The organism is Azospirillum sp. BE72 (assembly GCF_031455875.1).
In the GTDB taxonomy this organism is placed as follows: domain Bacteria; phylum Pseudomonadota; class Alphaproteobacteria; order Azospirillales; family Azospirillaceae; genus Azospirillum.
Map to the genome: position 1 here is coordinate 1 of NZ_JAVDTO010000019.1, position 25056 is coordinate 25056.

19 protein-coding genes and 1 pseudogene are annotated in these 25056 nt (G+C 66.2%); 10 read left to right on the plus strand and 10 right to left on the minus strand.

Features of this window, described 5'->3' with window-relative positions; translation table 11 throughout:
• Nucleotides 1-227 precede the first annotated feature (227 nt).
• The 3 genes from J2Y49_RS28190 to J2Y49_RS28200 all read left to right on the plus strand — a co-directional run bounded on the left by J2Y49_RS28190 (nt 228) and on the right by J2Y49_RS28200 (nt 4094).
• Nucleotides 228-1394: a thiolase family protein gene (locus J2Y49_RS28190; protein ID WP_310118730.1), complete on the plus strand. Its 1167-nt coding sequence runs from the start codon at nt 228-230 to the stop codon at nt 1392-1394.
• A complete protein-coding gene (locus tag J2Y49_RS28195) occupies nt 1395-2630 on the plus strand; it encodes an MFS transporter (protein WP_310118731.1) in 1236 nt (411 codons plus the stop codon). It begins immediately after the preceding gene.
• A gap of 285 nt (nt 2631-2915) precedes the next feature.
• Nucleotides 2916-4094, plus strand: a complete 1179-nt coding sequence (locus tag J2Y49_RS28200) for a hypothetical protein (RefSeq protein WP_310118733.1) — start codon at nt 2916-2918, stop codon at nt 4092-4094.
• A 48-nt stretch (nt 4095-4142) separates the two neighbouring features.
• On the opposite strand, the gene purT is transcribed toward J2Y49_RS28200, so the two are convergent.
• Nucleotides 4143-5312 carry a formate-dependent phosphoribosylglycinamide formyltransferase gene (purT, locus tag J2Y49_RS28205; protein ID WP_310118735.1) on the minus strand — a complete coding sequence of 390 codons (1170 nt, stop codon included), beginning with the start codon at nt 5310-5312 and terminating at the stop codon, nt 4143-4145.
• Between the two features lie 208 nt (nt 5313-5520).
• Here purT and J2Y49_RS28210 point away from each other — a divergent pair, with 208 nt between their 5' ends.
• Nucleotides 5521-5940 (plus strand): hypothetical protein, encoded by a 420-nt coding sequence (locus J2Y49_RS28210; RefSeq protein ID WP_310118737.1) that lies wholly within the window; start codon nt 5521-5523, stop codon nt 5938-5940.
• Nucleotides 5941-5957: 17 nt separating this feature from the next.
• Here the strand turns inward: J2Y49_RS28210 and J2Y49_RS28215 are convergent, their stop codons facing one another.
• The 5 genes from J2Y49_RS28215 to J2Y49_RS28235 all read right to left on the minus strand — a co-directional run bounded on the left by J2Y49_RS28215 (nt 5958) and on the right by J2Y49_RS28235 (nt 15348).
• Nucleotides 5958-6236, minus strand: coding sequence for a DUF5985 family protein (locus J2Y49_RS28215; RefSeq protein WP_310118738.1), 279 nt, complete (start codon nt 6234-6236; stop codon nt 5958-5960).
• The gene (locus J2Y49_RS28220; RefSeq protein WP_310118740.1) at nt 6236-6505 is read right to left on the minus strand and encodes a DUF5985 family protein; all 270 of its coding nucleotides are present in this window, start codon (nt 6503-6505) and stop codon (nt 6236-6238) included. The genes J2Y49_RS28215 and J2Y49_RS28220 overlap by 1 nt, the downstream gene beginning before the upstream one ends.
• A gap of 90 nt (nt 6506-6595) precedes the next feature.
• The gene (locus J2Y49_RS28225; protein WP_310118742.1) at nt 6596-6970 is read right to left on the minus strand and encodes a hypothetical protein; all 375 of its coding nucleotides are present in this window, start codon (nt 6968-6970) and stop codon (nt 6596-6598) included.
• Between the two features lie 66 nt (nt 6971-7036).
• Nucleotides 7037-9418 (minus strand): response regulator, encoded by a 2382-nt coding sequence (locus J2Y49_RS28230; RefSeq protein ID WP_310118744.1) that lies wholly within the window; start codon nt 9416-9418, stop codon nt 7037-7039.
• Nucleotides 9415-15348: a HAMP domain-containing protein gene (locus J2Y49_RS28235; RefSeq protein ID WP_310118746.1), complete on the minus strand. Its 5934-nt coding sequence runs from the start codon at nt 15346-15348 to the stop codon at nt 9415-9417. Before J2Y49_RS28235 ends, J2Y49_RS28230 begins: the two co-directional genes overlap by 4 nt.
• Before the next feature lie 523 nt (nt 15349-15871).
• Here J2Y49_RS28235 and J2Y49_RS28240 point away from each other — a divergent pair.
• The 3 genes and pseudogenes from J2Y49_RS28240 to J2Y49_RS28250 all read left to right on the plus strand — a co-directional run.
• Nucleotides 15872-16072 (plus strand): hypothetical protein, encoded by a 201-nt coding sequence (locus J2Y49_RS28240; protein WP_310118748.1) that lies wholly within the window; start codon nt 15872-15874, stop codon nt 16070-16072.
• Between the two features lie 106 nt (nt 16073-16178).
• A complete protein-coding gene (gene msrP, locus J2Y49_RS28245; RefSeq protein WP_310118749.1) occupies nt 16179-17126 on the plus strand; it encodes a protein-methionine-sulfoxide reductase catalytic subunit MsrP in 948 nt (315 codons plus the stop codon).
• A 2-nt stretch (nt 17127-17128) separates the two neighbouring features.
• A pseudogene (locus J2Y49_RS28250) lies at nt 17129-17770 on the plus strand (sulfite oxidase heme-binding subunit YedZ); the annotation flags it as partial.
• Nucleotides 17771-17813: 43 nt separating this feature from the next.
• Here the strand turns inward: J2Y49_RS28250 and J2Y49_RS28255 are convergent.
• Nucleotides 17814-18488 carry a dienelactone hydrolase family protein gene (locus J2Y49_RS28255; protein ID WP_310118754.1) on the minus strand — a complete coding sequence of 225 codons (675 nt, stop codon included), beginning with the start codon at nt 18486-18488 and terminating at the stop codon, nt 17814-17816.
• Nucleotides 18489-18683: 195 nt separating this feature from the next.
• Here J2Y49_RS28255 and J2Y49_RS28260 point away from each other — a divergent pair, with 195 nt between their 5' ends.
• The gene (locus J2Y49_RS28260; RefSeq protein ID WP_310118755.1) at nt 18684-19022 is read left to right on the plus strand and encodes a hypothetical protein; all 339 of its coding nucleotides are present in this window, start codon (nt 18684-18686) and stop codon (nt 19020-19022) included.
• Here J2Y49_RS28260 and J2Y49_RS28265 read toward each other — a convergent pair.
• Nucleotides 19001-19975, minus strand: coding sequence for a LysR substrate-binding domain-containing protein (locus J2Y49_RS28265; protein ID WP_310118756.1), 975 nt, complete (start codon nt 19973-19975; stop codon nt 19001-19003). The two genes, J2Y49_RS28260 and J2Y49_RS28265, sit on opposite strands and share 22 nt — an antisense overlap.
• 135 nt (nt 19976-20110) lie before the next feature.
• Between J2Y49_RS28265 and katG the strand changes: the two genes are divergently transcribed.
• Nucleotides 20111-22312 carry a catalase/peroxidase HPI gene (gene katG, locus J2Y49_RS28270; RefSeq protein WP_310118757.1) on the plus strand — a complete coding sequence of 734 codons (2202 nt, stop codon included), beginning with the start codon at nt 20111-20113 and terminating at the stop codon, nt 22310-22312.
• A gap of 120 nt (nt 22313-22432) precedes the next feature.
• On the plus strand, nt 22433-22639 hold the full coding sequence (locus tag J2Y49_RS28275; protein WP_310118759.1) for a hypothetical protein: 207 nt from the start codon (nt 22433-22435) through the stop codon (nt 22637-22639).
• A gap of 56 nt (nt 22640-22695) precedes the next feature.
• Here J2Y49_RS28275 and nhaA read toward each other — a convergent pair whose 3' ends face one another.
• Together nhaA and J2Y49_RS28285 are read right to left on the minus strand one after the other, a co-directional pair.
• Nucleotides 22696-23925, minus strand: coding sequence for a Na+/H+ antiporter NhaA (gene nhaA / locus J2Y49_RS28280; RefSeq protein ID WP_310118760.1), 1230 nt, complete (start codon nt 23923-23925; stop codon nt 22696-22698).
• A gap of 304 nt (nt 23926-24229) precedes the next feature.
• The gene (locus J2Y49_RS28285) at nt 24230-24973 is read right to left on the minus strand and encodes a TlyA family RNA methyltransferase (RefSeq protein ID WP_310118762.1); all 744 of its coding nucleotides are present in this window, start codon (nt 24971-24973) and stop codon (nt 24230-24232) included.
• Nucleotides 24974-25056: the final 83 nt, after the last annotated feature.

Below are 25056 nucleotides of genomic sequence, written 5' to 3' on the forward strand. Positions count from 1 at the left end.
TCTGTTTGCGGTCGTGTTTTTCTCGTTGCGCCTGCGCGTCGGCGGGCGGGCCGCCCCCCCCCCCCCCCCCCCCCCCCCCCCCCCCCCCGGGGGGGGGGGGGGGGGGGGGGGGGGGGGGGGGGGGGGCCCCCCCCCGCGCCGGATCAGCCGAAGAGATCCAAGCTGCGGAACCCCCTCACCCTAACCCTCTCCCCGGGGGGGAGAGGGGAATCGGGAGGGAACCGCGCATGACCCGTCCGATCATCGTCGCCGCCCGGCGCACGCCCGTCGGCCGCATCGGCGGTGCCCTGCGCGAACTGCCCGTCGAGGATCTCGCCGCGCCGGTCATCCGGGCGGTTCTGACCGATGCCGGGATTGACCCGGCCGAGGTGGACGAGGTGCTGCTGGGCAACGCGGTCGGCCCCGGCGGCAATGTCGCACGGCTGTCGGCGTTGGCGGCCGGCCTGCCGGTCTCGGTGCCGGGCGTGACGGTGGACCGGCAATGCGGGTCCGGGCTGGAGGCGGTCAACCTCGCCGCCCGGCTGGTGCAGTCCGGCGCCTGCGACGTCGTGCTGGCCGGCGGGGTGGAGAGCACCAGCACCGCCCCCTGGCGCGTCGCCAAGCCGTCCAGCCTCTACCGCAGCCCGAGCTTCTACGACCGCGCCCGCTTCGCCCCCGACGAGATCGGCGACCCGTCTATGATCGAAGCTGCGGAGACTGTCGCCGCCGTCTACGGCATCGACCGCGCCCGGCAAGACCGCTACGCCCTGGACAGCCACCGCAAGGCCGTGGCCGCGCAAGCCGCCGGACGCTTCGACCGCGAGATCGTGCCGCTCACCTTGCGCGACGGCCGCGTCATCGACCGCGACGAGTGCCCGCGTGCAGACACCAACCTCGAAAAGTTGGCGGCGTTGCGCCCCATCCTGCGGCCGGACGGCACCGTGACCGCCGGCAACGCCTGCCCGGTCAATGACGGTGCCGCCGTTGTGGCGGTGGTGTCGGAGCGGAAGTTCCGCGCGCTCGGGTTGACCCACGGGCTGGCGGTGGTCGATTCCGCCGCGGCAGGCGTGGACCCGACCCTGCTCGGCACCGGCCCGATCCCGGCGGTGACCAAGCTGCTTGCCCGCAATCCCGGCCTGTCGGTCGCCGACATCGACCTGATCGAGTTCAACGAGGCCTTCGCCTCCCAGGTGCTGGCCAGTCTCGACGCGTTGGGCATCGACCAGTCGCGCGTGTCGGTCGGCGGCGGAGCGCTGGCGCTCGGCCATCCCTATGGCGCGTCGGGAGCCATACTGGTGACGCGCCTCTTCACCGAGCTTCTGTTCCCGGCGGCGGGCATGTCGCCCCGCCGGGGGCTCGCCACGCTCGGCATCGGCGGCGGGCTGGGGCTCGCCACACTTCTGGAGCCAGTCTGAATGACCAGTGTGCCAGCGGCCGGGGATAGTTTCCGGTCGGCCTTCCGCCACCGCGCCTTCGCCCTGTTCTGGTGCGCGCGGGTCTGTTCGATGCTGGCGATCCAGATGCAGGTGGTGGCGGTCGGCTGGCAGGTCTACGCCATGACCGACAACCCGCTGGACCTCGGGCTGGTCGGGCTGTTCCAGTTCCTGCCCACCCTGGCGCTGGTCCTTGTTGCCGGCCATGTCGTCGATAACAACGACCGCAAGTCGGTGCTGTTCGGCGCCTTGTCCGTCGAAATGGTCGCGGTCGCCGCGCTGTTCCTGCTGACCATGGCGGGCGCCCTGTCGCCGCACGCGATCTTCGCCGTGGTGGCGCTGATCGGGCTCGCCAAGTCCTTCGAAGGGCCGGCCAATCAGGCGATCCTGTCGGCGACCGTGCCGCTGGAGGATCTGCCCAACGCCGTCGCCTGGCAGTCGTCCGGGGTGCAGGTGGCGCAGATCTCCGGCCCGGCGCTGGGCGGCTTGCTGTACATCGCCGGCCCGGCGGCGGTCTATGGCGTCAGCACGGCGATGCTGGTGCTGTCAGTGTTGCTGATCGCCGCCTGCCGGCCCCGCCCGCTCACCATGACCAAGCGCGCCATGAGCCTGTCGAGCATGCTGGCCGGCGCCGCCTTCATCCGCAGCCGGCCGGAGATATTGGGTGCCATATCGCTCGACCTGTTCGCCGTGCTGCTGGGCGGGGCGACGGCGCTGCTGCCGATCTATGCCCGCGACGTGCTGTTCGTCGGGCCATGGGGCCTCGGCCTTCTGCGCTCCGCCCCGGCGCTGGGGGCGCTTGCCATGGCGATGGTCATCACCCGCTGGGGAGTGAAGCGCCATGCCGGGCGCTGGATGCTGATCGCGGTGGCGGGGTTCGGCGTCGCCACCATCGCCTTCGGGCTGTCGGCCGATCCGGTGCTGTCCTTCATCGCCCTGCTGGCGGTCGGCGCCACCGATCAGGTCAGCATGTTCGTCCGCCAGACCCTGATCCAGCTGTCCACCCCCGACGAGATGCGGGGCCGGGTCGGCGCCGTCACCTCGCTGTTCATCGGCGCGTCGAACCAGTTGGGCGAATTCGAGTCCGGCAGCGTCGCGGCGATGATCGGGGCGGTGCCGGCGGTGGTGCTGGGCGGCGTCGGCGCGGTCGGGCTGGCCGGTCTGTGGGCGGCGATGTTCCCGGCGCTGCGGCGGGTGGACAGGCTGCTGGGGCGGTAGCGGCATCGCACAGAGGGAAACATCGTAGGCATATGACCACCGCGAGCATTGCTCAACCCTAGACTTCTCAAAATTCCATATTTATACTTCAGGGTGTATTCCGCAGGTTACATTCCTCCGCTCCAGGTAGAGAATGCAACGTGCCAGTTTTGCTGCAAGGCTGCCATCCCACGAGCCATTCCCACCGCAAATTCGACTCCCATTCCGACGTCCGGCGATTGGTCGCCAAACGGGCATAAGGCGTCGATCGACGCCGCAAAGCCATAAGAGAAAAGAGGATTTGAGATGAGCACCGTTGTCGCGAATGTGCGGGTCAATCTGTCTGGAAACGGTGATATCGCCGGGGCCGATTTCGACAACTATTATCTTCTTTCGCAAAGCGCTTCTCAGATCACGATCCGCTATTCCAAAAATGGCGCGCCGGTGATGGACGTCGCGGTCGGAGGTGTTCTGAACATCACCGATTCAAATGTATCAGGCCGCATCACGTCCATCACCGCGACCCAGCCGGGTGGCGGGCCTCTGGTATCTTTCAGCAATGCCAACCTGAGCTTTTCCAGCATCTATGGCCTTGCAAGCGCCCTGACCACCTCATCGATGCTGGCCGGCAACGATCAGATCTTCGGCTCGTCCCAGTCGGACATCCTGTATGGCTATTCGGGAAGCGACTACATCAGCGGCGGCGGGGGTGACGACCTCATTGCCGGCGGGTACGGCATCGACACCATCGATGGCGGGGAAGGAACGGATACAGTCATCAGCAGCCAGTATTACTATTCCGATAGATTGGTCAGCTACAATGGGCAGGCCGCGCTTCTCGACAACAACAATGGCTCGGACTTCCTGTCAAACGTCGAATATGTTCGCTTCTACGACCGTACCGCAGCGGTATCCAGTGCCAGGAGTTTCGATCCGCTGAGCTATCTGGCGGCAAACAGGGATCTGGCTGCGGCATTCGGCACCGACCAAACGGCCGCTTTCAATCATTATGTCAGGGGCGGCTACATCGAACCCCGCGCAACCACCTTTGATGCCGCGGGATATCTGGCTGCCAACCCGGACCTCGGCGCGGCCCTGGGCACGAACACCTCCGCGGCCGCCGTGCATTACATCAACTCTGGGCGATTGGAAGGACGCAACACGTACTTCAACACCATGGCCTACATTGCGGCCAACCCCGACCTGATCCAGGCCTTCGGCACCAACACCACTGCGGCAGCGCTTCATTACGCCACCAGTGGACGGCAGGAGGGAAGAAAGACCACCTTCAACGCCTCCGCCTATCTGTCGCGGAACCCCGATCTGCAGCGCAGGCTGAACGATGAAGCTGCGGCAACGGCGCATTACGTCACGTTCGGCTATCGGGAAGGCCGGGCAACCGCCCCCCTGTCCATCGTCACCGGACGGCCCGTGTCGATGATGGCATCCGATGCCCCGTCCACTATGCTGGCAGCCGCCTCCTGAGAATGCTGCCGCGGGCAACGACCACCCGCCCGCGGCCTGATCCGGTCGTCACGAATACCGGATCGACATCTTGTCCGCCGCCTGCTTGGCCCGCGCCCGCGCGTCGTCGGTGTCGGTGCCGGTGGCGAGCGCGACGCCCATGCGGCGGTTCTTGCGGGTGGTCGGCTTGCCGAACAGGCGGACATCGACCTCCTGCTCCACCGAACCGAGGCTCAGCGCATCGGCCAGCCCCTCGATGCGGAAAGTCTCGGACTCACGGTCGGCCAGGATGACGGCGGAGGCCGACGGTGCGCGGCAGACGATGTTCGGGATCGGCAGGCCCAGGATGGCGCGGGCGTGCAGTTCGAATTCCGACAGGTTCTGCGACAGCAGGGTGACCATGCCGGTGTCGTGCGGGCGCGGCGACAGTTCCGAGAAGACGACCTCGTCGGCGGTCACGAAGAACTCGACGCCGAAGATGCCGTAGCCGCCGAGATTGTCGACGACGCGGGCCGCCATCGCCTTGGCGTCGTCCAGCATCGCCTGCGGCATGGCGACCGGCTGCCAGGATTCCTGGTAGTCGCCGCGCTCCTGCCGGTGGCCGATCGGTTCGCAATAGAGGATGCCGTCGCGGGTGCGGACGGTCAGCAGCGTGATCTCGTATTCGAAGGCGACGAATTCCTCGACGATCACCTTGCGGCGGTCGCCGCGCATGTTCGCCACCGCATAGTCCCAGGCGGCTTCCAGCCCGGCCGCGTCCTGCACCGTGCTCTGCCCCTTTCCCGACGACGACATCACCGGCTTGATGACGCAGGGGAAACCGGTGTGCTCCGCCCCGGCGCGGACCTCCTCCAGGCTTTCGGCATAGCGGTAGCGCGAGGTGCGCAGGCCAAGCTCCGTCGCGGCGACCTCGCGGATGCGGTCGCGGTTCATCGTCATGGTGGCGGCGCGGGCCGACGGCACGACGGTGGTGCCGGCATCCTCGAATTCGTGCAGCACCTCGGTGCGGATCGCCTCCACCTCAGGCACGATGAAGTCGGGGCGATGCTTGGCGATGGCGGCGCGCAGGGCGTCGGCGTCGAGCATGGAGAACACCTCCGCCCGGTCGGCGACCTGCATCGCAGGCGCGTTGGCGTAGCTGTCGCAAGCGATGACCTCGCAGCCCAGCCGCTTGGCGGCGATGACGAATTCCTTGCCCAGCTCACCGGAGCCGAGCAGCAGGATCCTGGCGGTGAACATCCACGCACTCCCCATTTTGGCGACAGCAGGCCGACCATAGGGCTTCATCCCGGCCGGGCCAAGCCCCGTGGTGTGCACCCCCGCATGCTTTCAGGACAGCAAATGCGAGGAAGGGCAAATATTTCTAAAAAGAAATTATAATGGTACTGGATGAAAAACTCCGCCTGTGTGTTCATGCATGAAAGTACCTGCATGCTGGGAGACGGCGATGGAAAAGACGGTGCGGCGCGGTGTCTTCGGCGGCAGGTCGGTGTTGGCCGCTTGCCTTGCGGTGTCGCTGGCCCTGCCGGGCTGCGCCGGCAATGGGAACGGCAACGACGACATGACGGGCGCCCTGCTGCTCGGCGCCGCGGTGGTCGGGCTGGGCGTGCTGGCGGCGACCGCCGGCGATGACGATGACGACGACCGGGATTACGAGCGCGACCGGCGCCACCACCGCCGTGGCGGCTACGACAACGGCTATCATTATGGTAACGGGCATTACGGCGGACGGGGCCGGGACGGCTACAGCCGCTATGCCGGCAACGGCCAGTGCGATGACGGGCGCTACCGCACCTCCAACGGCGGCCGGGCGTCGTCCGGCACCGACGAGTGGGACTGCCGACGGTTCGGCGACGGGCGGAAGTGACCCGGAAGCGCCCCCCCTCAGCGGTGGCGGCGTCCCTCGAAATTCTTGCGTACGATGGCCGCGATGATCACGAGGAAGGCCAGCAGCCGCAGCAGATAGACCCAGCTCTGCTCCTCCCGCTCCAGCCCGCCGAGCGCCAGCACGGTCTGGTTCACCGCCAGCAGGGCAAAGGCCAGCGCGAAGGAGACGAACAGCGCGTCTCGCGTCCTCCTCCAGAAACTGAGGAAGAACAGTCCGGCCACCGCATAGAGTGCCGCAAGCGCACCGGTGAAGAAGCTGTAGGTCGTCGGCAGCATCACTCTGCATCCCAGATGAAGCCATAGAGCAGCACGCCCACGCCGGCCATGGCGGAGAACTGCCGGAACGGCAGCAGGTCGACCTGGGTCGGCAGGACGACGACATCGATGAACAGCAGCAGGTTGTTGATCGCCAGACAGACGAAGCACAGCGTGCTCCACAGCAGAAGCCGGCTGCGCGACCGCAGGTAGCTGCGCAACAGCAGGACCATGCACAGCAGGCTGGCGGCAAAGCACAGCAGATAAACCGCCGACTTCACGACGTCCATGTCAGCTCCTCCACCCCGCTCGCCCGGGCGGAGAGGGGCATCGGTCCACGATGTCGGATTGGAAAGCGGCGATCATGTCATTCACCGTCGTCAGTCGTTGAGGCGGAATCGGAAGGAATCGGCGAAGATCTGCACCTTGTTTCCGGGGGCGGCGAAGATCTCCCGGATGACCGCGGACGGACGGGTGGCATAGGCCTGCGCGATCTCCTCGACCCACTGGTCGAGGACGGGTGCGGCGGGATGGTAGCGGTGGCGGCCGTCCGCCAGCGCCACCACCAGCCCGGCCCCAAGGAAACCAGCAAGCGCTTCCTGGACCACCACGTCGCTGCCCCGCAACTCCCGCACGAGATCGCCGTTCGACCATTCGCGCTCGGGGTTCCGGCGCAGCAGAAGCAGAAGTTCGAGCGCCCATACCGAACGGATCGAGCTTCGAAGCAGGGCAAGCGCATCGTCGGACAAAACCATGAACCAAAACCTGACCTAATGTGCACAACCGGCGGCGTGGGACGGCGCCGCCATCGATCCCCCTCGTCAGCCCCGGACGGCCTCCGCCGGCGCGAGAGGGGACTGCAGATCCAGCGCGCGGCGCAGAGCGCGGGCAAGATCGCCGTCGCGATAGGGCTTGGCCAGCGTCTCCGCCCGGCTCAACACGGCCCCAAGCACCGCACCCGGATCGGTGCCGTCGTCTGCCGGCATGGCGGCGCCGGCCTCCGGCTCCGGCGCACTGGTTCCGTTGGCATAACCCGAGGCGAACAGCACCCGCAGCGAGGGGTGACGGCGCAGCCCCTCGCGCGCCAGTTCGCGCCCGTTGAGGCCGCCCGGCATCACGATATCGGTGAACAGGAGATCGACCGGCTGGCGGTCCAGCAGGGTCAGCGCCGCTTCCGCCCCGTCGGCTTCCAGCACGCGGTAACCCAGCGCCCCCACGGCCTGGACGGCGACGGCGCGCACGTCGGCGTCGTCATCCACCACCAGCACCGTCTCGCCGCGGCCGGCGAACGCCTCGACGGCGCCATCCTCGTCGGAGGCAGAGCCATGGACCGCGTCGACTGCCGCCCGCGGCAGGTAAAGGCGGAAGGTGGTGCCGACGCCCGGGCTGCTGTCGATGCCGATCAGCCCGCCCGACTGCTTGACGAAGCCATGGATCATGGCAAGGCCGAGGCCGGTACCCTTCCCCGCCTCCTTGGTGGTGAAGAAGGGCTCGAAAGCGCGCTCCAGCACGTCCGGCGGCATGCCGCATCCGCTGTCGGACACCGACAGCAGGATGTAGTCCCCGGCCGGGACGGACATGCCATGGGCGGACTGCATTTCCTCGAAACGGGCGTTTTCCGTGCGGATGCGCAGGGTGCCGCCGCCGGGCATGGCATCGCGGGCGTTGATGACGAGGTTCAGCAGGGCCGATTCCGCCTGCGACCGATCGACCGACGCGGTCCACAGCGGCTCCGCATCGGCGGCCGGCGCTTCGATGGCGATGGCGACGCCACCACCCAACGTGCGCTCCATCAGTTCGCCCATGCCGGCGACCAGCGCGCCGAGATCGACCGGCTCCGGGTGAAGCTGCTGGCGCCGCGCGAAGGTCAGCAGGCGCCGCGTCATGTCGGAACAGCGCAGCGCCGCCTGCAGCGCCATCTCCGCCCGCTTCGCCGCCTTCGGATCCTCGGCAAGGCCGGGGACCAGCCGTTCCAGGCTGCCGATCACCACCATCAGCATGTTGTTGAAGTCGTGGGCGATGCCGCCGGTCAGCTGGCCGACCATCTCCATCTTCTGTGCGTGGGCGAGCTGGCGCTGGGCCTGGCGCGTCTCGGTCACGTCCAGGATGGTGCCGAACAGCTCGGCCGGCTGGCCGTCCTCGTCGCGCACCACCACCGCCTGGTCCAGCAGATGCCGTTCGCTGCCGTCCGGGCAGCGCCAGCGGTACTCGACCGTCGTCAGCCCGGTGTCGTGGATCGATTCCAACTGGCGCAGCACGCGGTTGCGGTCGTCCGGATGAAGCCCCGCTTCCCAGTAGCCGGGATCCTCGATGAAGCGGGCGGGCGGACAGCCAAGCACCGACCGGGCCGTGTCCGACAGGTAGCGGAACGGGATTCCCGGCGTCAGATTGGCGGTGTAGAGCACGATCGGCAGTTGCCCCAGGATCAGCGCCTGCCGCTCCTCCGACCGGCGCAGCGCCTGTTCGGCCTGCCGCATCTCGCGCCGCACCCGCTCGTTCTCGTCCAGCAGGCGCTGCTTGGCCTCGACCTCCCGCTTCACCGCCTCCGTCTTGCGATAGAGGTCGACGAAGACCGACACCTTGCATTTCAGGATGTGCGGATCGACCGGCTTGAACATGTAGTCCACGGCGCCGCTGGCATAGCCGCGGAAGATATGCGACTCGTCCTTGTTGATGGCGGTCAGGAAGATGATGGGGATGTGGCGCGACTTCTCGCGCAGGCGGATCAGCTCCGCCGTCTCGTAGCCGTCCATCCCCGGCATATGGACGTCGAGCAGGATCAGCGCGAAGTCCTGGCGCAGCAGGTGCTTCAGCGCCTCTTCCCCCGACCGGGCCAGGACGAGCTGCGCGTTCATGTCCTCCAGCGTCTCGCGCACGGCGAACAGGTTCCGCGGGTCGTCATCGACGATCAGGATCGCCACGTCGGCCTTGTCAGGCTGCGGAGGAGCGTCGGTGGTCATGCTTTCCCATCCCGCGGGGGCACCGGCCGCCGGTGAGGGTGTGGCGGCCGGAACGGGCGCCGGTGCAGGCAGCGCCACATCCGGCGGCAGAAGCGTCTGGCGCACATCATCCTTGCCGGCCGGCTGGACGCTGGTGGTGCCGAGCAGCCGCGAGCGGCGAACCGCCGGCACCGGAAATGCCGGCGGCGGCACGAACGGCCCGCGCCGTGCCACCCGCGCCGGGCGCAGCTTGCGCCGGGTCATGCCGGAACCCCGCCGCGCGGCTGCGGCCTGCCGCCCTTGGCGGTCCAGATCCGCAGCAGGGACAGCAGATGGTCGATGTCCACCGGCTTGGCGATGTAATCGGTCGCTCCGGCTTCGATGCACTTGTCGCGGTCGCCCTTCATCGCCTTCGCGGTGACGGCGATCATCGGCAGGCCGCGGAACTCGTCGATGCTGCGGATCGTGCGCATGGTTTCGTAGCCGTCCATTTCCGGCATCATGATGTCGACCAGCACCACGTCGACGCCCGGGTCGGCGCGCAGCCGCTCGATCCCCTCGCGCCCGCTCTCGGCGTGCAGGACCTCGATCCTGTGGGCCTCCATCACGCTGGCGAGCGAGAAGATGTTGCGGATGTCGTCGTCGATCACCAGCACCCGCTTCCCGGCCAGCGACGGATCATGCTGGCGCAGGTCCAGGATGCTGCGCCGCTTGTCGTCGGGCAGCTTGTCCACGGCACGGTGCAGGAACAGCGCGGTTTCGTCGAGCAGGCCGGCGGGTGACCGGGCGCTCTTCAGCACCACGGTCTCGGCCAGCCGGCGCAGCCGCGCCTCGTCCTCCGCCGTGATGTCGGGGCCGACATAGACCACCACCGGCATCCAGGCGAGCGTGTCGCGGGTGCGCAGCCATTCCACCAGTTCGAAGTCGGCGGCGGAGGGGCCGGGCAGCGCCGGGCTGGACAGATCCAGCACCATGCAGTCGAAGCGGTCTGCCGACAGCGCCGCCATCGCCGCTTCGATGGAGGTGACGGTGTGGGTCTCCACGTCACCGTTGCCGATCAGGGCGGCGACGGCGCCCGGCTGCGGATTGTCCTTCTCCACCACCAGCAGCTTGCGGTGATCGCGTTCCTTGAAGCTCTTCACCCGGTTCAGGGCGTCGAAGATCGCCTCGCGCTCCACCGGCTTCTCCGAATAATCGAAGGCGCCCATCGACAGGCCGCGCCGCCGTTCGTCCTTGGCGGAGATGACGTGGACCGGGATATGGCGGGTCTGCGGGTCGCGCTTCAGCAGGTCCAGCAGGGCCCAGCCGTCCATGTCCGGCAGCCCGATGTCGAGCAGCACGGCATCCGGCCGGTATTTGCGCGCCAGCGGCAGCGCCGCCGCCCCGCCGGCCGACAGAACCGTGCGGAAGCCCTTCTCGCGCGCCAGATCGATCAGGATGGAGGCGAAGGTGGCGTCGTCCTCCACGATCAGCACCACCGGCTCGCCGGCGCGGATGCGCTCGCGGTCGTCGCCGGCCGGCTGCATCTCCAGCAGGGCGAGTCCTTCTTGCGGGCCGGACGCCACCACCGGGCGGGTGGCCGCCTCCGGCCGCTTGGTCAGCAGGCCGGCGGGCACCAGCGCGGTACTGGCCGCCGCGACCAGCGGGTTGGCGGTTTCCTCCGCGACGTCGTAGCTGCGCGGGACATAAAGCGTGAAGGCGCTGCCCTTGCCGGGCGTGCTGGTCACCCGGATCTCGCCCCCCAGCAGGCGGGCGATTTCGCGGCTGATCGACAGGCCGAGGCCGGTGCCGCCGTATTTGCGGCTGGTGGTGCCGTCGGCCTGCTGGAACGCCTCGAAGATGATGCGCTGCTTGTCCTCGGGGATGCCGATGCCGGTGTCGATCACGGTGAAGGCCAGCACCGACGAGGCCGCGTTCAGCGTCGGGTGCGCGACGCTCCAGCCCTCCGTCGCCGGGGCGACGCGGAAGGTGATGCCGCCGGTGTCCGTGAACTTGAAGGCGTTGGACAGCAGGTTGTTCAGCACCTGGGCCAGCCGCTTCTCGTCGGTCTGGATGCTGGCGGGCAGCGCCTCGTCCATCTCGATGGCGAAGGCCAGCTTCTTTTCCTGCGCCACCTGCGAGAAGGTGCGCTCCACATGGTTGCGCAGGTCGCCCAGCACGACTTCGCCGATCTCCAGCGTCACGGTGCCGGATTCGATCTTCGACAGGTCGAGGATGTCGTTGATGAGTCCCAAGAGGTCGGAGCCGGCGGAATGGATGGTGCGGGCGAACTCCACCTGGCGGTCGGACAAGTTGGTGTCCGGGTTGTCGGCCAGCAGCTTGGACAGGATCAGCAGGCTGTTCAGCGGCGTGCGCAGCTCGTGGCTCATGTTCGCCAGGAATTGCGACTTGTACTTGGAGGTCAGGGCGAGCTGTTCCGCCTTCTCCTCCAGCGCCGCTTTGGCAAGCACGACCTCGCGGTTCTTGCGCTCGACCTCGATGTTCTGCTTCTCCAGCTGCTCGGCCTTTTCCTCCAGCGCCTCGTTGGTGGTGGTCAGCTTCTCCTGCTGGGCCTTCAGCAGCTCTTCCGACTTGCGCAGCGAGGCGGCCTGCTGCTCCAGCCGCTCGTTGGTGGTCTTCAGCTCCTCCTGCTGGCTCTGCAGTTCGGTGGTCAGGCGCTGCGACTGCTTCAGCAGGCCTTCGGTGCGCATGTTGGCGGCGATGGTGTTCAGAACGATGCCGATGCTCTCGGTCAGCTGCTCCAGGAAGCTCTGATGCGTCTCGCTGAAGCGGCCGAAGCTCGCCAGTTCGATCACCGCCTTCACGTCGTCCTCGAACAGCACCGGCAGGACGATGATGTTCAGCGGCGGCGCCTCGCCCAGGCCGGAGCTGATGGAGACATAATCCCGCGGCACGTTGGTCAGCAGGATGCGCTTCTTTTCGTAGGCGCACTGCCCGACCAGACCTTCCTTCAGGTGGAAGCGGTTGGACAGGTTCTTGCGCTCCTTCAGCGCGTAGGAGGCGACCAGTTCCAGCAGCGGCTCGTCGCGGTCGCGGGTGGCGACGTAGAAGACGCCATGCTGGGCATTCACCAGCGGCGCGATCTCCGACAGGATCATGTTGGAGACGGTGACCAGATCGCGTTCGCCCTGCAGCATGCGGGTGAATTTCGCGAGGTTGGTCTTCAGCCAATCCTGTTCCGCGTTCTTCAGCGTCGTGTCGCGAAGATTGCGGATCATCTCGTTGATGTTGTCCTTCAGCGCCGCGACCTCGCCCATCGCCTCCACGGTGATGGAGCGGGTCAGGTCGCCCTTGGTCACCGCGGTGGCGACCTCGGCGATGGCGCGCACCTGGGTGGTCAGGTTGGCGGCCAGCTGGTTCACGTTCTCCGTCAGGTCCTTCCACAGGCCGGCGGCGCCCGGCACGCGGGCCTGACCGCCCAGCTTGCCTTCGATGCCCACCTCGCGCGCCACGTTGGTGACCTGATCGGCGAAGGTCGCCAGCGTGTCGATCATGCCGTTGATGGTGTTGGCCAGCGCCGCGATCTCGCCCTTGGCGTCCACCGCCAGCTTGCGCTTCAGGTCGCCGTCGGCGACCGCGGTGACGACGCTGGCGATGCCGCGCACCTGACCGGTCAGGTTGGCCGCCATCATGTTCACGTTGTCGGTCAGATCCTTCCAGGTACCGCCGACGCCTTCGACCTTGGCCTGACCGCCCAGCTTGCCTTCGGAACCCACCTCTCTTGCGACGCGTGTCACTTCCGAGGCGAAGCTGTTCAGCTGGTCCACCATGGTGTTGATGGTGGATTTCAGCTCGAAGATCTCGCCCTTCACATCGACGGTGATCTTCTTCGACAGGTCGCCCTTTGCGACCGCCGTCGTCACCTCCGCGATGTTGCGGACCTGACCGGTCAGGTTGGCCGCCATCATGTTCACGTTGTCGGTCAGGTCCTTCCAGGTGCCGGCAACGCCCTTCACCTGAGCCTGACCGCCCAGCTTGCCCTCGATGCCCACCTCGCGCGCCACGCGGGCGACTTCGGAGGCGAAGCTGTTCAACTGGTCCACCATGGTGTTGATGGTGGATTTCAGCTCCAGAATTTCGCCCTTCACGTCGACGGTGATCTTCTTCGACAGGTCGCCGTTGGCAACCGCCGTCGTCACCTCCGCGATGTTGCGCACCTGACCGGTCAGGTTGGTCGCCATCGCGTTCACATTGTCGGTCAGATCCTTCCAGGTGCCGCCGACGCCCTTCACCTGGGCCTGACCGCCCAGCTTGCCTTCGGAGCCCACCTCGCGCGCCACGCGCGTCACTTCCGAAGCGAAGCTGTTCAACTGGTCCACCATGGTGTTGATGGTGGATTTCAGCTCAAGGATTTCGCCCTTCACGTCGACGGTGATCTTCTTCGACAGGTCACCATTGGCGACCGCCGTCGTCACCTCGGCGATGTTGCGCACCTGACCCGTCAGGTTGGTCGCCATGGCGTTCACGCTGTCGGTCAGGTCCTTCCAGGTGCCGCCGACGCCCTTCACCTGCGCCTGACCGCCCAGCTTGCCCTCGGAGCCCACCTCGCGCGCCACGCGCGTCACTTCCGAGGCGAAGCTGTTCAGCTGGTCCACCATGGTGTTGATGGTGTTCTTCAGCTCCAGGATTTCACCCTTCACCGGCACGGTGATCTTCTTCGACAAGTCGCCATTGGCGACCGCGGTCGTCACGTCGGCGATGTTGCGCACCTGCCCCGTCAGGTTGGCCGCCATGAGGTTCACGCTGTCGGTGAGGTCTTTCCACGTCCCGCCGACGCCCTCCACCCGTGCCTGCCCGCCCAGCTTGCCTTCGGAGCCCACCTCGCGCGCCACGCGCGTCACTTCCGAGGCGAAGCTGTTCAGCTGGTCCACCATGGTGTTGATGGTGGATTTCAGCTCCAGAATCTCGCCCTTTACGTCGACGGTGATCTTCTTCGACAGGTCGCCCGTCGCGACGGCGGTGGTCACGTCGGCGATGTTTCGCACCTGACCGGTCAGATTCGCCGCCATCATGTTCACGCTGTCGGTCAGATCCTTCCAGGTGCCGCCGACGCCCTCGACCTTCGCCTGACCGCCGAGCTTGCCCTCGGAACCCACCTCGCGCGCCACGCGTGTCACTTCCGAGGCGAAGCTGTTCAGCTGGTCCACCATGGTGTTGATGGTGGATTTCAGCTCCAGAATCTCGCCCTTTACGTCGACGGTGATCTTCTTCGACAAATCGCCCTTGGCGACCGCCGTCGTCACCTCCGCGATGTTGCGGACCTGCCCTGTCAGGTTGGCCGCCATCATGTTCACATTGTCGGTCAGGTCCTTCCAGGTGCCGCCGACGCCCTCGACCTTCGCCTGACCGCCCAGCTTGCCTTCGGAACCCACCTCGCGCGCCACGCGCGTCACTTCCGAGGCGAAGCTGTTCAACTGGTCCACCATGGTGTTGATGGTGGATTTCAGCTCAAGGATTTCGCCCTTCACGTCGACGGTGATCTTCTTCGACAGGTCGCCCTTCGCGACCGCCGTCGTCACCTCCGCGATGTTTCGGACCTGACCGGTCAGGTTGGCCGCCATCACGTTGACGTTCTCGGTCAAATCCTTCCAGGTGCCGGCGACGCCCTTCACCTGGGCTTGGCCGCCCAGCTTGCCCTCGATGCCGACCTCGCGCGCGACGCGCGTCAGTTCGGTCGTCACGGTGACCAGCTGGTCCACCATGGTGTTGACGTTGCGGGCGGTGCGCAGGAACTCGCCCTGCAGCGGACGGCCCTCGATCTCCAGCGCCATGGTCTTGGACAGGTCGCCCTTGGCGACGGCGCCGATTACGCGCGCGATTTCCGTCGTCGGCTGGATCATGTCGCCGACAAGCGTGTTGATGCTGTCGACGCAGGTTTCCCATCCGCCGGATGCGTTGTTCAGCTTGGCGCGCTGGCTGATGCGGCCTTCCTTGCCGATGGCGACGCTGAGCCGGCTGACCTCCGTGGTCATATTCTGGTTCAGCTCGACCACGTCGTTGAAGGCGGCGGCGATCTCGCCGTCCATGCCCGTCAGGTCGAGCGGCAGCCGCACGGAGAAATCGCCCTTGCGCAGTTGCCGCAAGGCCATCAGCAGAACCTTCGGATCCAACGCGTCCGCCGTCTCCACCATCGCCGTCATGCCGTTCCCCATTAGCGCGCCGGCCCACCACGGGCCGCATTCCGCCACAGCCATGGACCGCCCCGGCATCATCCCGGAGCGCAATCCAGTAAACGCAACCCGTCCCAACCAGAAAATCGAATACCCGCAGCAAACCTGCGCGCGCCCGAGCCTGAGCCGGCGAGTGACCGCGCAGTCCTACATCCCCGCACGATGAAGTAAAGGCGATTCCGGTCAATTTAGCCTTTCGTAGGAAATCCGACTTCCGGCGTAGTGACCACGCCTATGACTTAGGATGGAGGTTGGGGTTTCTTCAGCTCGACGGCCTTTGTCACGCGATTTACCCCAGGACAGGACGACCTTCGTTTTAGATGACGACAGTTTGTTCGCAGACACAGGCCCTCGGCGCCACAAACTTGCCCGTGCACAAATGCCCTCCCCGACCATCGTATGAGTGCCGGAACGATTCAGCAGCCGACCTCGTTATGGATCCGAACCACGGCGGGATCATTCGGCACGCAACCGTCTCCCGCAGGGCGAGACCAATTCGACCGTCGTCACAGCCCAGGGCTTGGCCATGATTCTCTGGACGTTTCCCATGCAGGCATCGATGTACTGCATGCTTTCCTGGATGCGCGCCTGCAGCAGCGGCGCCGCCCTGGCTCATTCCTTCGCCGGAATGCCGGCGCTCGGCCCGCCCAGGCCGGCGGCGGACGTGCTGCCCTTCCCGGTGCGGCGGGTGGCGCGCAGCGGCGGTCTCGGCGGTCCCGCCATCGTGATCCCGCTCGGCCGGCGCTGACGCTTCGTCATCGACCGTTCACGCAATCGTGTAGAGAGCGTGATTTGCCGGCGGCCTGCCGCAGACCTATGGTTATTGGCAGGAATGGTCCGTTCGGGAGAGGTCGATGCTGTTCAAATTCCCCGCTACCTCGCAGGCTCGCGAGGCCGAGGTGACGCCGCGGGAGCTGTTCATCAACCGCCGCAGCCTGATGGCCGGCGGCGCCGCCGCGATGGCGATGGGCAGCCTGCCGGTTTGGAGCGGTAACGCCTTGGCTGCATCCTTCCAGGTGCCGACCACGATCAAGCCGGCCGATCCGAAGTTCGACCCCACCACGCCGATGAAATCGGCCACGACCTACAACAACTTCTATGAGTTCGGCACCGGCAAGGATGATCCCGCCGACAATGCCGGCACGCTCAAGACAAGGCCCTGGGAAATCGCCATCGGCGGCGAGGTCGCCAAGCCGATGACCATCGGCATCGAAGACCTGCTGAAATTCCCGATGGAGGAGCGCATCTACCGCCTGCGCTGCGTCGAAGGCTGGTCGATGGTGATCCCCTGGGTCGGCTTCTCCCTGGCCGAACTGCTGAAGCGGGTGGAGCCGACCGGCAACGCGAAGTATGTCGCCTTCCAGACCCTGAACGATCCCAAGCAGATGCCGGGCCTGCGCTCCTGGGTGTTGGACTGGCCCTACACCGAAGGGCTGCGGCTGGACGAGGCGATGCACCCGCTCACCCTGCTCGCCGTCGGCATGTATGGCGAGGTGCTGCCCAACCAGAACGGCGCGCCGATCCGGCTGGTGGTGCCGTGGAAGTACGGCTTCAAGTCGATCAAGTCGATCGTCAGCATCACGCTGGTGAAGGACCAGCCGCCGACCGCCTGGAACAAGTCGCAGCCGCGCGAATATGGCTTCTACTCCAACGTCAATCCGGAGGTCGACCATCCGCGCTGGAGTCAGGCGACCGAGCGGCGCGTCGGCGAATTCTCCCGCCGCAAGACCCTGCCCTTCAACGGCTATGGCGAGGAGGTCGCGTCGCTCTATGCCGGAATGGACCTGAAGGCGAACTACTGACGATGGCCGACCCTACAGCCGCCGCCGGGGGCGTCGATCTGCGCGCCGCCGCCAACGCCGCGCTCGCGTCGCGTTGGGCCAAGCCCGCCGTCTTCATCCTCTGCCTCGTCCCGCTGGTCTGGACCGTCCGGCTCGCCTACACCGGCGAGCTGGGGGCGGAGCCGGTGCTGGAAAGCGTCAAGGCCAGCGGCTTGTGGGCCTTGCGCTTCCTGCTGATCGCCTTGGCGCTGACGCCGCTGCGCATGCTGACGGGGGTGGCTGGGCTGGCGCGCTTCCGGCGGATGCTGGGGCTGTTCGCCTTCTTCTACGCCACCGTCCACCTGTCCACCTATGTGGGGCTGGACCAGTTCTTCGACTGGGCGGCGATCTGGAAGGACATCGTCAAGCGGCCATACATCACGGTCGGGATGGGCGCCTTCCTGATCCTGACGGCGCTGGCCGCGACCTCCACCGACGGCATGGTGAAACGGCTGGGCGGCAAGCGCTGGCGCGCGCTGCACAAAGGGGTGTTCGTGGCGGGGCTAGCCGCCTGCCTGCACTTCATCATGCTGGTGAAGGGCTGGCAGACGGCACCGTTGGTCTATGCGCTGATCTGCATCGGGCTGCTGGCCTTCCGCCGCTGGCCGATCCGGCTGGGACGGCGGAAGGAGCCGCGGGTCGGAACCGGCTCGGTCAGAACACGCCCGGTCAGAACACGGCCCGCAGCATCCCCACGGTCCGCCGAAGTGCCAGAACCGCGCTTTCCGGATGGAAGCTCCCCCGCTCGTCGCAGTTGAAGCCATGGCCGGCCGGGTAGACATGCACCGGCAGCCACGGATAGCGCGACCGCACGCCCTCCGCCACCGACAGTGGGATGGCGTGGTCCTGCTCACCGAAATGCAGCAGGGTCGGCACCCGCGGCGCGCTGTCCAGCGTCTTGCCGATATCGCCACCGTAATAGCCGATGGCGGCCCGCACCGGCAGGACCGCCGCCGACGCCCAGGCGATGCTGCCGCCCCAGCAATAGCCGACGATGGCCGCAGCCCCCTCACCACCCAGATGGGCCAGCGCCGCCGCAACGTCCTGCAATGCGTCCGCCGTCGGCACCGCACCCTTCAGCGCGATGCCGCGCTGGATTCCGGCATCGTCATAGGGCAGTTCCACCCCGCGTTCGGCACGGTCGAACAGATCCGGCGCCACGGTGGTGAATCCCTGCTGGGCGAAGCCGTCACACACACTGCGGATATGGTGGTTGATGCCGAAAATCTCCGGCGCCACGATCAGGCGCCCGATCTCCTCGCCCTTGGCCGGTGCGCGATAGGCGCGAAGCCGATGGCCGTCCGCGGCCTGGAGTTCGATCCAGCCCGCCGTTGCGTCATTCATGTCCCGAACCCTTCGTCTTGCGAGACCTTCCATGCGGTCATTGCCGCCAATCATAAGAGGCGCGGTCCGAAGGGCAACTGGCGACAGGGCAGCGCTGAAGCTCGCACGTCATATATCCCCTTCCGTTGGGATTATTGCTTTGTCATCGTATGGGTTACCGCCAGCGATGGCGGGCTCTCAACGACGAGGTCGACCGTGCGCAGATTCGCTTTTCTCGCCGTTTTCGCCGCCCTGGCTGGCGCGGCCGTTTCCGCCCAGGCCGCGGACACCTACAAATTCAATCTCCACAACAAGTCGTCCGAGTACGTCATCAACGGTTTCCGCACATTCGAAGGCGGGGCGTGGAGCAAGAACTGGATCGACTTCAAGCTGAAGCCCGGCGAATCCGCAGAAATGGACTGGGGCAGCGACGAAGGCAACTGCGTCGTTCCGTTCAAGGTCGACTGGGTCGGCTATGAATCGGAAAAGTTCAGCGTCGACTGGTGCAAAGTGAAGAACGTCTACATGAAGGATCAGGGCTTCAGCTTCGACTGACGGCTGACGGGCGCCGCGGCCGGCTGCGGCGCCCCCTCGGCTTCCGAGCTGTTCCGCCCAGTCGGCCGACCCAGCAGTTTCGCCAATTGCAGGAACTGAGCGGACAAAGGATTTGTCTTACGCCAGATCATGCCAATGGTGCGGGACGGCTGCGGGTCCTTGAAGCGGACGACGGACACCGAGCCAGAGCGGGAGCCGGTCTCCATATCGACGGCCATCTCCGGGACCAGCGTCACGCCCATTCCCGCCCTGACCATCTGGACGAGCGTGGAGAATGAATTCGCCTCCAGCGCCTTGCGTGGCGAGGGGGACGGCATGTTGCAGAAGGACAGGGCCTGGTTGCGGAAGCAATGCCCCTCCTCCAGCAGGAGCAGACGCATCTCGCGCAGCATTTCTCCGCTGGGCACAGGCTTTCCCGCGTCCTCGGCCGGACGGACCAGCAGGAAATCTTCCGTGAACAGCGCCGCCTCGCTCAAGGACGGCTCGAACACCGGCAACGCGGTGATCGCGGTGTCGAGCCGCCCCTCGGCCAGTTCTTCGATCAGCTTCGACGTAAGCGCCTCACGCACCTCGATCTCGACATGCGGGTGCTCCCGCGTGACGACCGCGATCACCGCCGGCAGCAGATAGGGTGCGATCGTGGGGATCATGCCGATGCGCAGTCGGCCGCTGATCCGGTTCTGCGACAACCGTGCAAGCTCCCCCAACTGATCGACGGAATGCAGGATGTCGCGGACGCGCAGGGACGCCTCCTGCCCGAAGGCGGTCAGTCGCACGCTCCTGCTGCCCCGCTCGACCAGCGCGGCCCCCAATGCCTCTTCCAGTTCCTTGATCTGCATCGACAGGGCCGGCTGTGAAACGGCACAGGCGGCTGCCGCACGCCCGAAATGGGCGTGATGCGCCAGCGCGTCGAAATAGCGGAGCTGCCGGAGAGTCACGGAACCGGGAATCATAAGATCACCTTATCGCAGCGATCAACAAAGACCATTTTACCTGATCATTGGTCAGACATACAGTTTTGCTTTGAAGCAAACTTGCCGCCCTGTGAATGCCGAGATGTGAACCCATAAGCGTTGCAGGAGGAAACGATGGACGCGAGGACCGACGAAAGCGCAGGCAAATGTCCATTCACCGGGGGTGGCGGTCGCAGCCGCAGGAATCGCGACTGGTGGCCGAATGCCCTCGATCTCGAAATGCTTCACCGCAATTCGCCACTGTCCGACCCAATGGGCAGGGACTTCGACTATGCCAAGGAGTTTCAGTCCCTTGATCTCGATGCGGTGATCAAGGATCTGCATGCCCTGATGACGAACTCCCAGGAATGGTGGCCTGCGGATTTCGGACATTACGGCGGGTTGATGATCCGCATGGCGTGGCACAGCGCCGGCACCTACCGCATCACCGACGGCCGCGGCGGCGCCGGCACCGGCCAGCAGCGCTTCGCGCCGCTCAACTCCTGGCCGGACAACGCCAATCTCGACAAGGCACGCCGTCTGCTGTGGCCGATCAAGCAGAAATACGGGCGCAAGCTGTCCTGGGCCGACCTGATGGTTCTGGCCGGCAACGTCGCTCTAGAGTCTATGGGTTTCAAGACCTTCGGCTTTGCCGGCGGCCGCGTGGATGCGTGGGAGCCGGAGGAGCTGTTCTGGGGTCCGGAAGGTTCCTGGCTCGGCGCCGAGCGCTACAGCGGCGAACGCCAGCTCGCCGATCCGCTGGGCGCGGTGCAGATGGGGCTCATCTACGTCAATCCGGAAGGGCCGGACGGCAATCCGGACCCCGTGGCGGCGGCCAAGGACATCCGCGAGACCTTCTACCGCATGGCGATGAACGACGAGGAGACCGTCGCCCTGATCGCCGGCGGCCACACCTTCGGCAAGACGCACGGCGCCGGCGATCCCTCCTTCATAGGGCCGGAACCGGAAGCCGGAGCGCTGGAGGACCAGGGTCTAGGCTGGAAATCGAAGCACGGCACGGGGTACGGAGCCGACGCCATCACCGGCGGCCCGGAAGTGATCTGGTCCCAGACGCCGACACAGTGGAGCAACCACTTCTTCGACAACCTGTTCAAATTCGAATGGGAACTGACCAAGAGCCCGGCTGGCGCCTGGCAATGGCAGGCGAAGGACGCGGAGCCTTCGATTCCGGGCCCCTGCCCCGGATCGGCAAAGCGCCTGCCCACGATGTTGACGACCGACCTGTCGCTGCGCTTCGACCCGATCTATGAGAAGATTTCCCGACGGTTCTACGAGAATCCCGACCAGTTCGCCGATGCCTTCGCCCGCGCCTGGTTCAAGCTGACCCATCGCGACATGGGGCCGGTGGTGCGCTATCTCGGTCCGCTCGTTCCGAAGGAGACGCTGATCTGGCAGGATCCGATCCCACCGGTCGATCATGCGCTGGTCGACGATGCCGACATTGCGGCGCTCAAGGCGCGGATCCTCTCCTCCGGCCTTTCGGTCTCGCAGCTGGTCTCGGCGGCCTGGGCATCGGCCTCCACCTTCCGCGGCTCCGACAAGCGCGGCGGCGCCAACGGTGCGCGCATCCGCCTCGCGCCGCAGAAGGATTGGGAGGTGAACGAGCCGGCGCAGCTCCAGACCGTGCTGCAGACGCTGGAGGCCATCCAGACCGACTTCAACGCCTCCGCCGGCGGCGGCAAGAGGATCTCACTCGCCGACCTGATCGTCCTTGCCGGCGGTGCGGCGATCGAGAAGGCGGCGCGGGATGCCGGCTTGACCCTGCAGGTTCCTTTCTCCCCCGGACGCATGGATGCGTCGCAGGACCAGACCGATATCGACTCCTTCGCGGCGCTCGAACCGCGGGCCGACGGCTTCCGCAACTATCTCCACAGCAGGAAGCAGCAGTTCATGATCCCGGAGGAGGCCCTGGTGGACCGGGCGGCGCTGTTGCGGCTGACCGGCCCGGAGATGACCGTTCTGGTCGGTGGACTGCGCGTGCTCGGCGCCAATTCCGGCGGCTCCAGGCATGGTGTTCTGACCGAGCGGCCGGAGACGTTGACGAACGACTTCTTCGTCAACCTGCTCGGCATGGCCACGGAATGGCAGCCCCCGAACGCCGACGGAATCTATGAGGGGCGGGACCGCAAGACCGGGGAAACCAGATGGACGGCCACCCGCGTCGACCTGATCTTCGGGTCGCATTCACAGCTCCGTGCCTTCGCGGAGGTCTATGCGTGCGGTGATTCCCACGAGAAGTTCGCGAAGGACTTCGTTGCCGCCTGGACGAAGGTCATGAACGCCGACCGCTTCGATCTCGCCAAGCCTAAGCACTGACGTCTTCGGGGGAGGCGGCCCGCCGCCGTATGGCGGGCCGCCTCCTGGATATCCGGCCATCTTGAACTCGGGAGGGCATGCCCACAGCCGGAAACAATAAAGGAAAAGGGAGACTCGATCATGAACGACCGCGACATACAGACCGATCGCGACTGGCTGATGTTCATCGAGAAGGACATCGATGTTCTCGATCAGCAGATCTACCACGCGACATGGACGATCAAACAGTCGCAAACAGCCCTTGAGCGACTGTCGGCCGCGCGAGACTCGCTCCTCACCCAGGCGCAGGAGATTCTGGACCGTCTAGACGGGAAGCCGACGGCCTAGGCATCGTCCCGCCGGCTGGCGCCCCCGGGTGCGGAGGCGCCTTTCACGGGCCGACGTCACGCGGCGTTCCGATCAACCTTCGCGTACTGATGAGCCGGAACCTCGGCTTTCCGCGACACGAGGCGCAAAAGCAGGGCGCCGGCGGTCGCGGAGAGAAGCGAACCGGTGAAGACACCGACCTTGACCGCATCGCCGAGTTCAGGCGAAGCGGGGAAGGCCAAGGCTCCGATGAACAGGCTCATGGTGAAGCCGATGCCGCACAGCAGGGAAACGCCGAAAAGCTGCGCCGTGTTCGCATTGGCCGGCATGTCGGCGAAGCCCAGGCGGATGGTGAGCCAAGCGGTTCCGAACACTCCCACCATCTTCCCCAGGAACAGGCCGAGCGCGATCCCCAGCGGGAGAGAGCCCGTCAGGATCGACGCGTCCATGCCGGCGAAGGACACGCCGGCATTGGCGAAGCCGAAGACGGGGACGATCAGGTAGGCCACCCAGTCGTGAATGCCGTGCTCCAGCCGGTGCAGCGGGGAGTGCATGTCGTCCGGCTTGCCCGGCGCGGGGCGAAGCGGAATCGTCAGCGCAAGGGTAACGCCCGCCAGCGTCGCATGGACGCCCGACAGGAGAACCGCGCCCCACAGTCCCGCGCCGAGGATGAGGTAGGGCCAGAGCGTCTGGACGCCGAAGCGGTTCAAGGCGATCAGCGCCGCCAGGATGAGCGCCGCCGCACCCAGGGCCGGCATCGACAGGTCGGCGGTGTAGAACAGGGCGATGATGATGACGGCGCCGAGATCGTCGATGATGGCCAGGGCCGTCAGGAAGATCTTGAGGGACGTCGGCACGCGCGGCCCAAGGAGCGACAGGACGCCCAGGGCAAAGGCGATGTCCGTCGCCGCCGGAATGGCCCAGCCGCGGATCGTTTCCGGATCGCTGCTGTTGAAGGCCACATAGATGAGGGCGGGCACCAGCATGCCGCCAGCCGCCGCCACGCCCGGCAGAATCCGGCGCGACCATGAGGAGAGCTGACCGTCAAGCATCTCCCGCTTGATCTCCAGCCCGACCAGCAGGAAGAAGACCGCCATCAGTCCGTCATTGACCCAATGCCCGATGCTCAGCCCCAACACATAGCTGTGAAGCGTGTCGAAATAGACTCCCGACAGGGGAGAATTCGCAACGATCAGGGCGAGCGCCGCGGCGACCATCAGAAGAATACCGCCCGACGCTTCGCTTTTCATGAATTCCCTGAAAATGGAAATCGGGCGCCGAAGATTGGGTTGCGTCTTTTCCACCATGGAATTCTGTCCTTATTCGATTTCCGTCAGAGCTGCTCCATGCCTGCCATTTTGCCGCAGACAGCGTTTCTCGGACTATATGGGCCTGCAATCACGAAAAACAGGGTGTGACGCCCTGAATTGCTGGCTCCAGAGCGTCACAAGCCGGGTTTCGAAACGGCCCTGAGATCAGGTCGGGACTATGGTCGGCAAGAACGGCACCGGCGAGAGGACCAGCGCCATCACCGGAACGACCCGGACCACCAAGAGCTCCGGCGGCGCTGGATTATGGGCGCTCTCGTAAGCGCTTATGGTACCATCCGGATCAGACGCGGTCCTTCACCGCCCCGATCAGGAACTCCTTGTTACCCTCCGGCCCGGTGATCGGGCTTTCGGTGATGTCCAGCACACGCCAGCCGGGCCTTGCATCCAGCCAGGCGCGGATGCGTTCGCAGACTTCCCCGTGCAGTTCCGGTTCGCGCACCACGCCGCCCTTGCCGACGCGGCCCTTCCCGACCTCGAACTGCGGCTTGATCAGGGCGACCAGCCGGCCACCGGGCACCACCAGGTCCAGCGCCGCCGGCAGCACGATTTCCAGCCCGATGAAGCTGGCGTCGCACACGACGAGGTCGATCGGGTCGGGGATTTCGGCCGTGGTCAGATGACGGGCGTTGGTCTTTTCCAGTACCACCACGCGCGAATCGTTGCGCAGCTTCCAGGCCAGCTGTCCATGGCCGACATCGACGGCATAGACCTTCGCGGCGCCGCGGGTCAGCAGCACGTCGGTGAAGCCGCCGGTGGAGGCACCGACATCGACCGCGGTCAGGCCGGCGGGATCGATGGCGAAGACGTCCAGCCCCTTCACCAGCTTCAGTCCACCCCGCGATACCCAGGGATGATCCTGCCCCTTGACCGCCAGAGGGGCTTCCGCCGCGATCAGGTCGCCGGCCTTGTCGATGCGCTTGGTGTCGGAATAGACCAGCCCGGCCAGGATCAGCGCCTGCGCCTTGGCCCGGCTTTCCGCCAGCCCGCGCTCCACCAGCGCCACATCCGCCCTTATCCGTGCCATGCCGTCAGCCCTTCGCTCATGCCCTTGCCGGCGCATTCCTGACGCGGAACGGCCGGAAGGGCAAGCCCCAGGGACCGGATTCG

Bases quoted from the DNA above. Each gene is read 5' to 3' on its own strand.
- J2Y49_RS28235 (WP_310118746.1), bottom strand. From the start codon at position 15,348: ATGGCTGTGGCGGAATGCGGCCCGTGGTGGGCCGGCGCGCTAATGGGG.
- purT (WP_310118735.1), bottom strand. From the start codon at position 5,312: ATGTTCACCGCCAGGATCCTGCTGCTCGGCTCCGGTGAGCTGGGCAAG.
- J2Y49_RS28225 (WP_310118742.1), bottom strand. From the start codon at position 6,970: ATGGTTTTGTCCGACGATGCGCTTGCCCTGCTTCGAAGCTCGATCCGT.
- J2Y49_RS28195 (WP_310118731.1), top strand. From the start codon at position 1,395: ATGACCAGTGTGCCAGCGGCCGGGGATAGTTTCCGGTCGGCCTTCCGC.
- J2Y49_RS28190 (WP_310118730.1), top strand. From the start codon at position 228: ATGACCCGTCCGATCATCGTCGCCGCCCGGCGCACGCCCGTCGGCCGC.
- nhaA (WP_310118760.1), bottom strand. From the start codon at position 23,925: ATGGTGGAAAAGACGCAACCCAATCTTCGGCGCCCGATTTCCATTTTC.
- msrP (WP_310118749.1), top strand. From the start codon at position 16,179: ATGCTGTTCAAATTCCCCGCTACCTCGCAGGCTCGCGAGGCCGAGGTG.
- J2Y49_RS28215 (WP_310118738.1), bottom strand. From the start codon at position 6,236: ATGCTGCCGACGACCTACAGCTTCTTCACCGGTGCGCTTGCGGCACTC.
- J2Y49_RS28210 (WP_310118737.1), top strand. From the start codon at position 5,521: ATGGAAAAGACGGTGCGGCGCGGTGTCTTCGGCGGCAGGTCGGTGTTG.
- J2Y49_RS28220 (WP_310118740.1), bottom strand. From the start codon at position 6,505: ATGGACGTCGTGAAGTCGGCGGTTTATCTGCTGTGCTTTGCCGCCAGC.
- J2Y49_RS28285 (WP_310118762.1), bottom strand. From the start codon at position 24,973: ATGGCACGGATAAGGGCGGATGTGGCGCTGGTGGAGCGCGGGCTGGCG.
- katG (WP_310118757.1), top strand. From the start codon at position 20,111: ATGGACGCGAGGACCGACGAAAGCGCAGGCAAATGTCCATTCACCGGG.
- J2Y49_RS28240 (WP_310118748.1), top strand. From the start codon at position 15,872: ATGCAGGCATCGATGTACTGCATGCTTTCCTGGATGCGCGCCTGCAGC.
- J2Y49_RS28230 (WP_310118744.1), bottom strand. From the start codon at position 9,418: ATGACCCGGCGCAAGCTGCGCCCGGCGCGGGTGGCACGGCGCGGGCCG.
- J2Y49_RS28255 (WP_310118754.1), bottom strand. From the start codon at position 18,488: ATGAATGACGCAACGGCGGGCTGGATCGAACTCCAGGCCGCGGACGGC.
- J2Y49_RS28275 (WP_310118759.1), top strand. From the start codon at position 22,433: ATGAACGACCGCGACATACAGACCGATCGCGACTGGCTGATGTTCATC.
- J2Y49_RS28200 (WP_310118733.1), top strand. From the start codon at position 2,916: ATGAGCACCGTTGTCGCGAATGTGCGGGTCAATCTGTCTGGAAACGGT.
- J2Y49_RS28265 (WP_310118756.1), bottom strand. From the start codon at position 19,975: ATGATTCCCGGTTCCGTGACTCTCCGGCAGCTCCGCTATTTCGACGCG.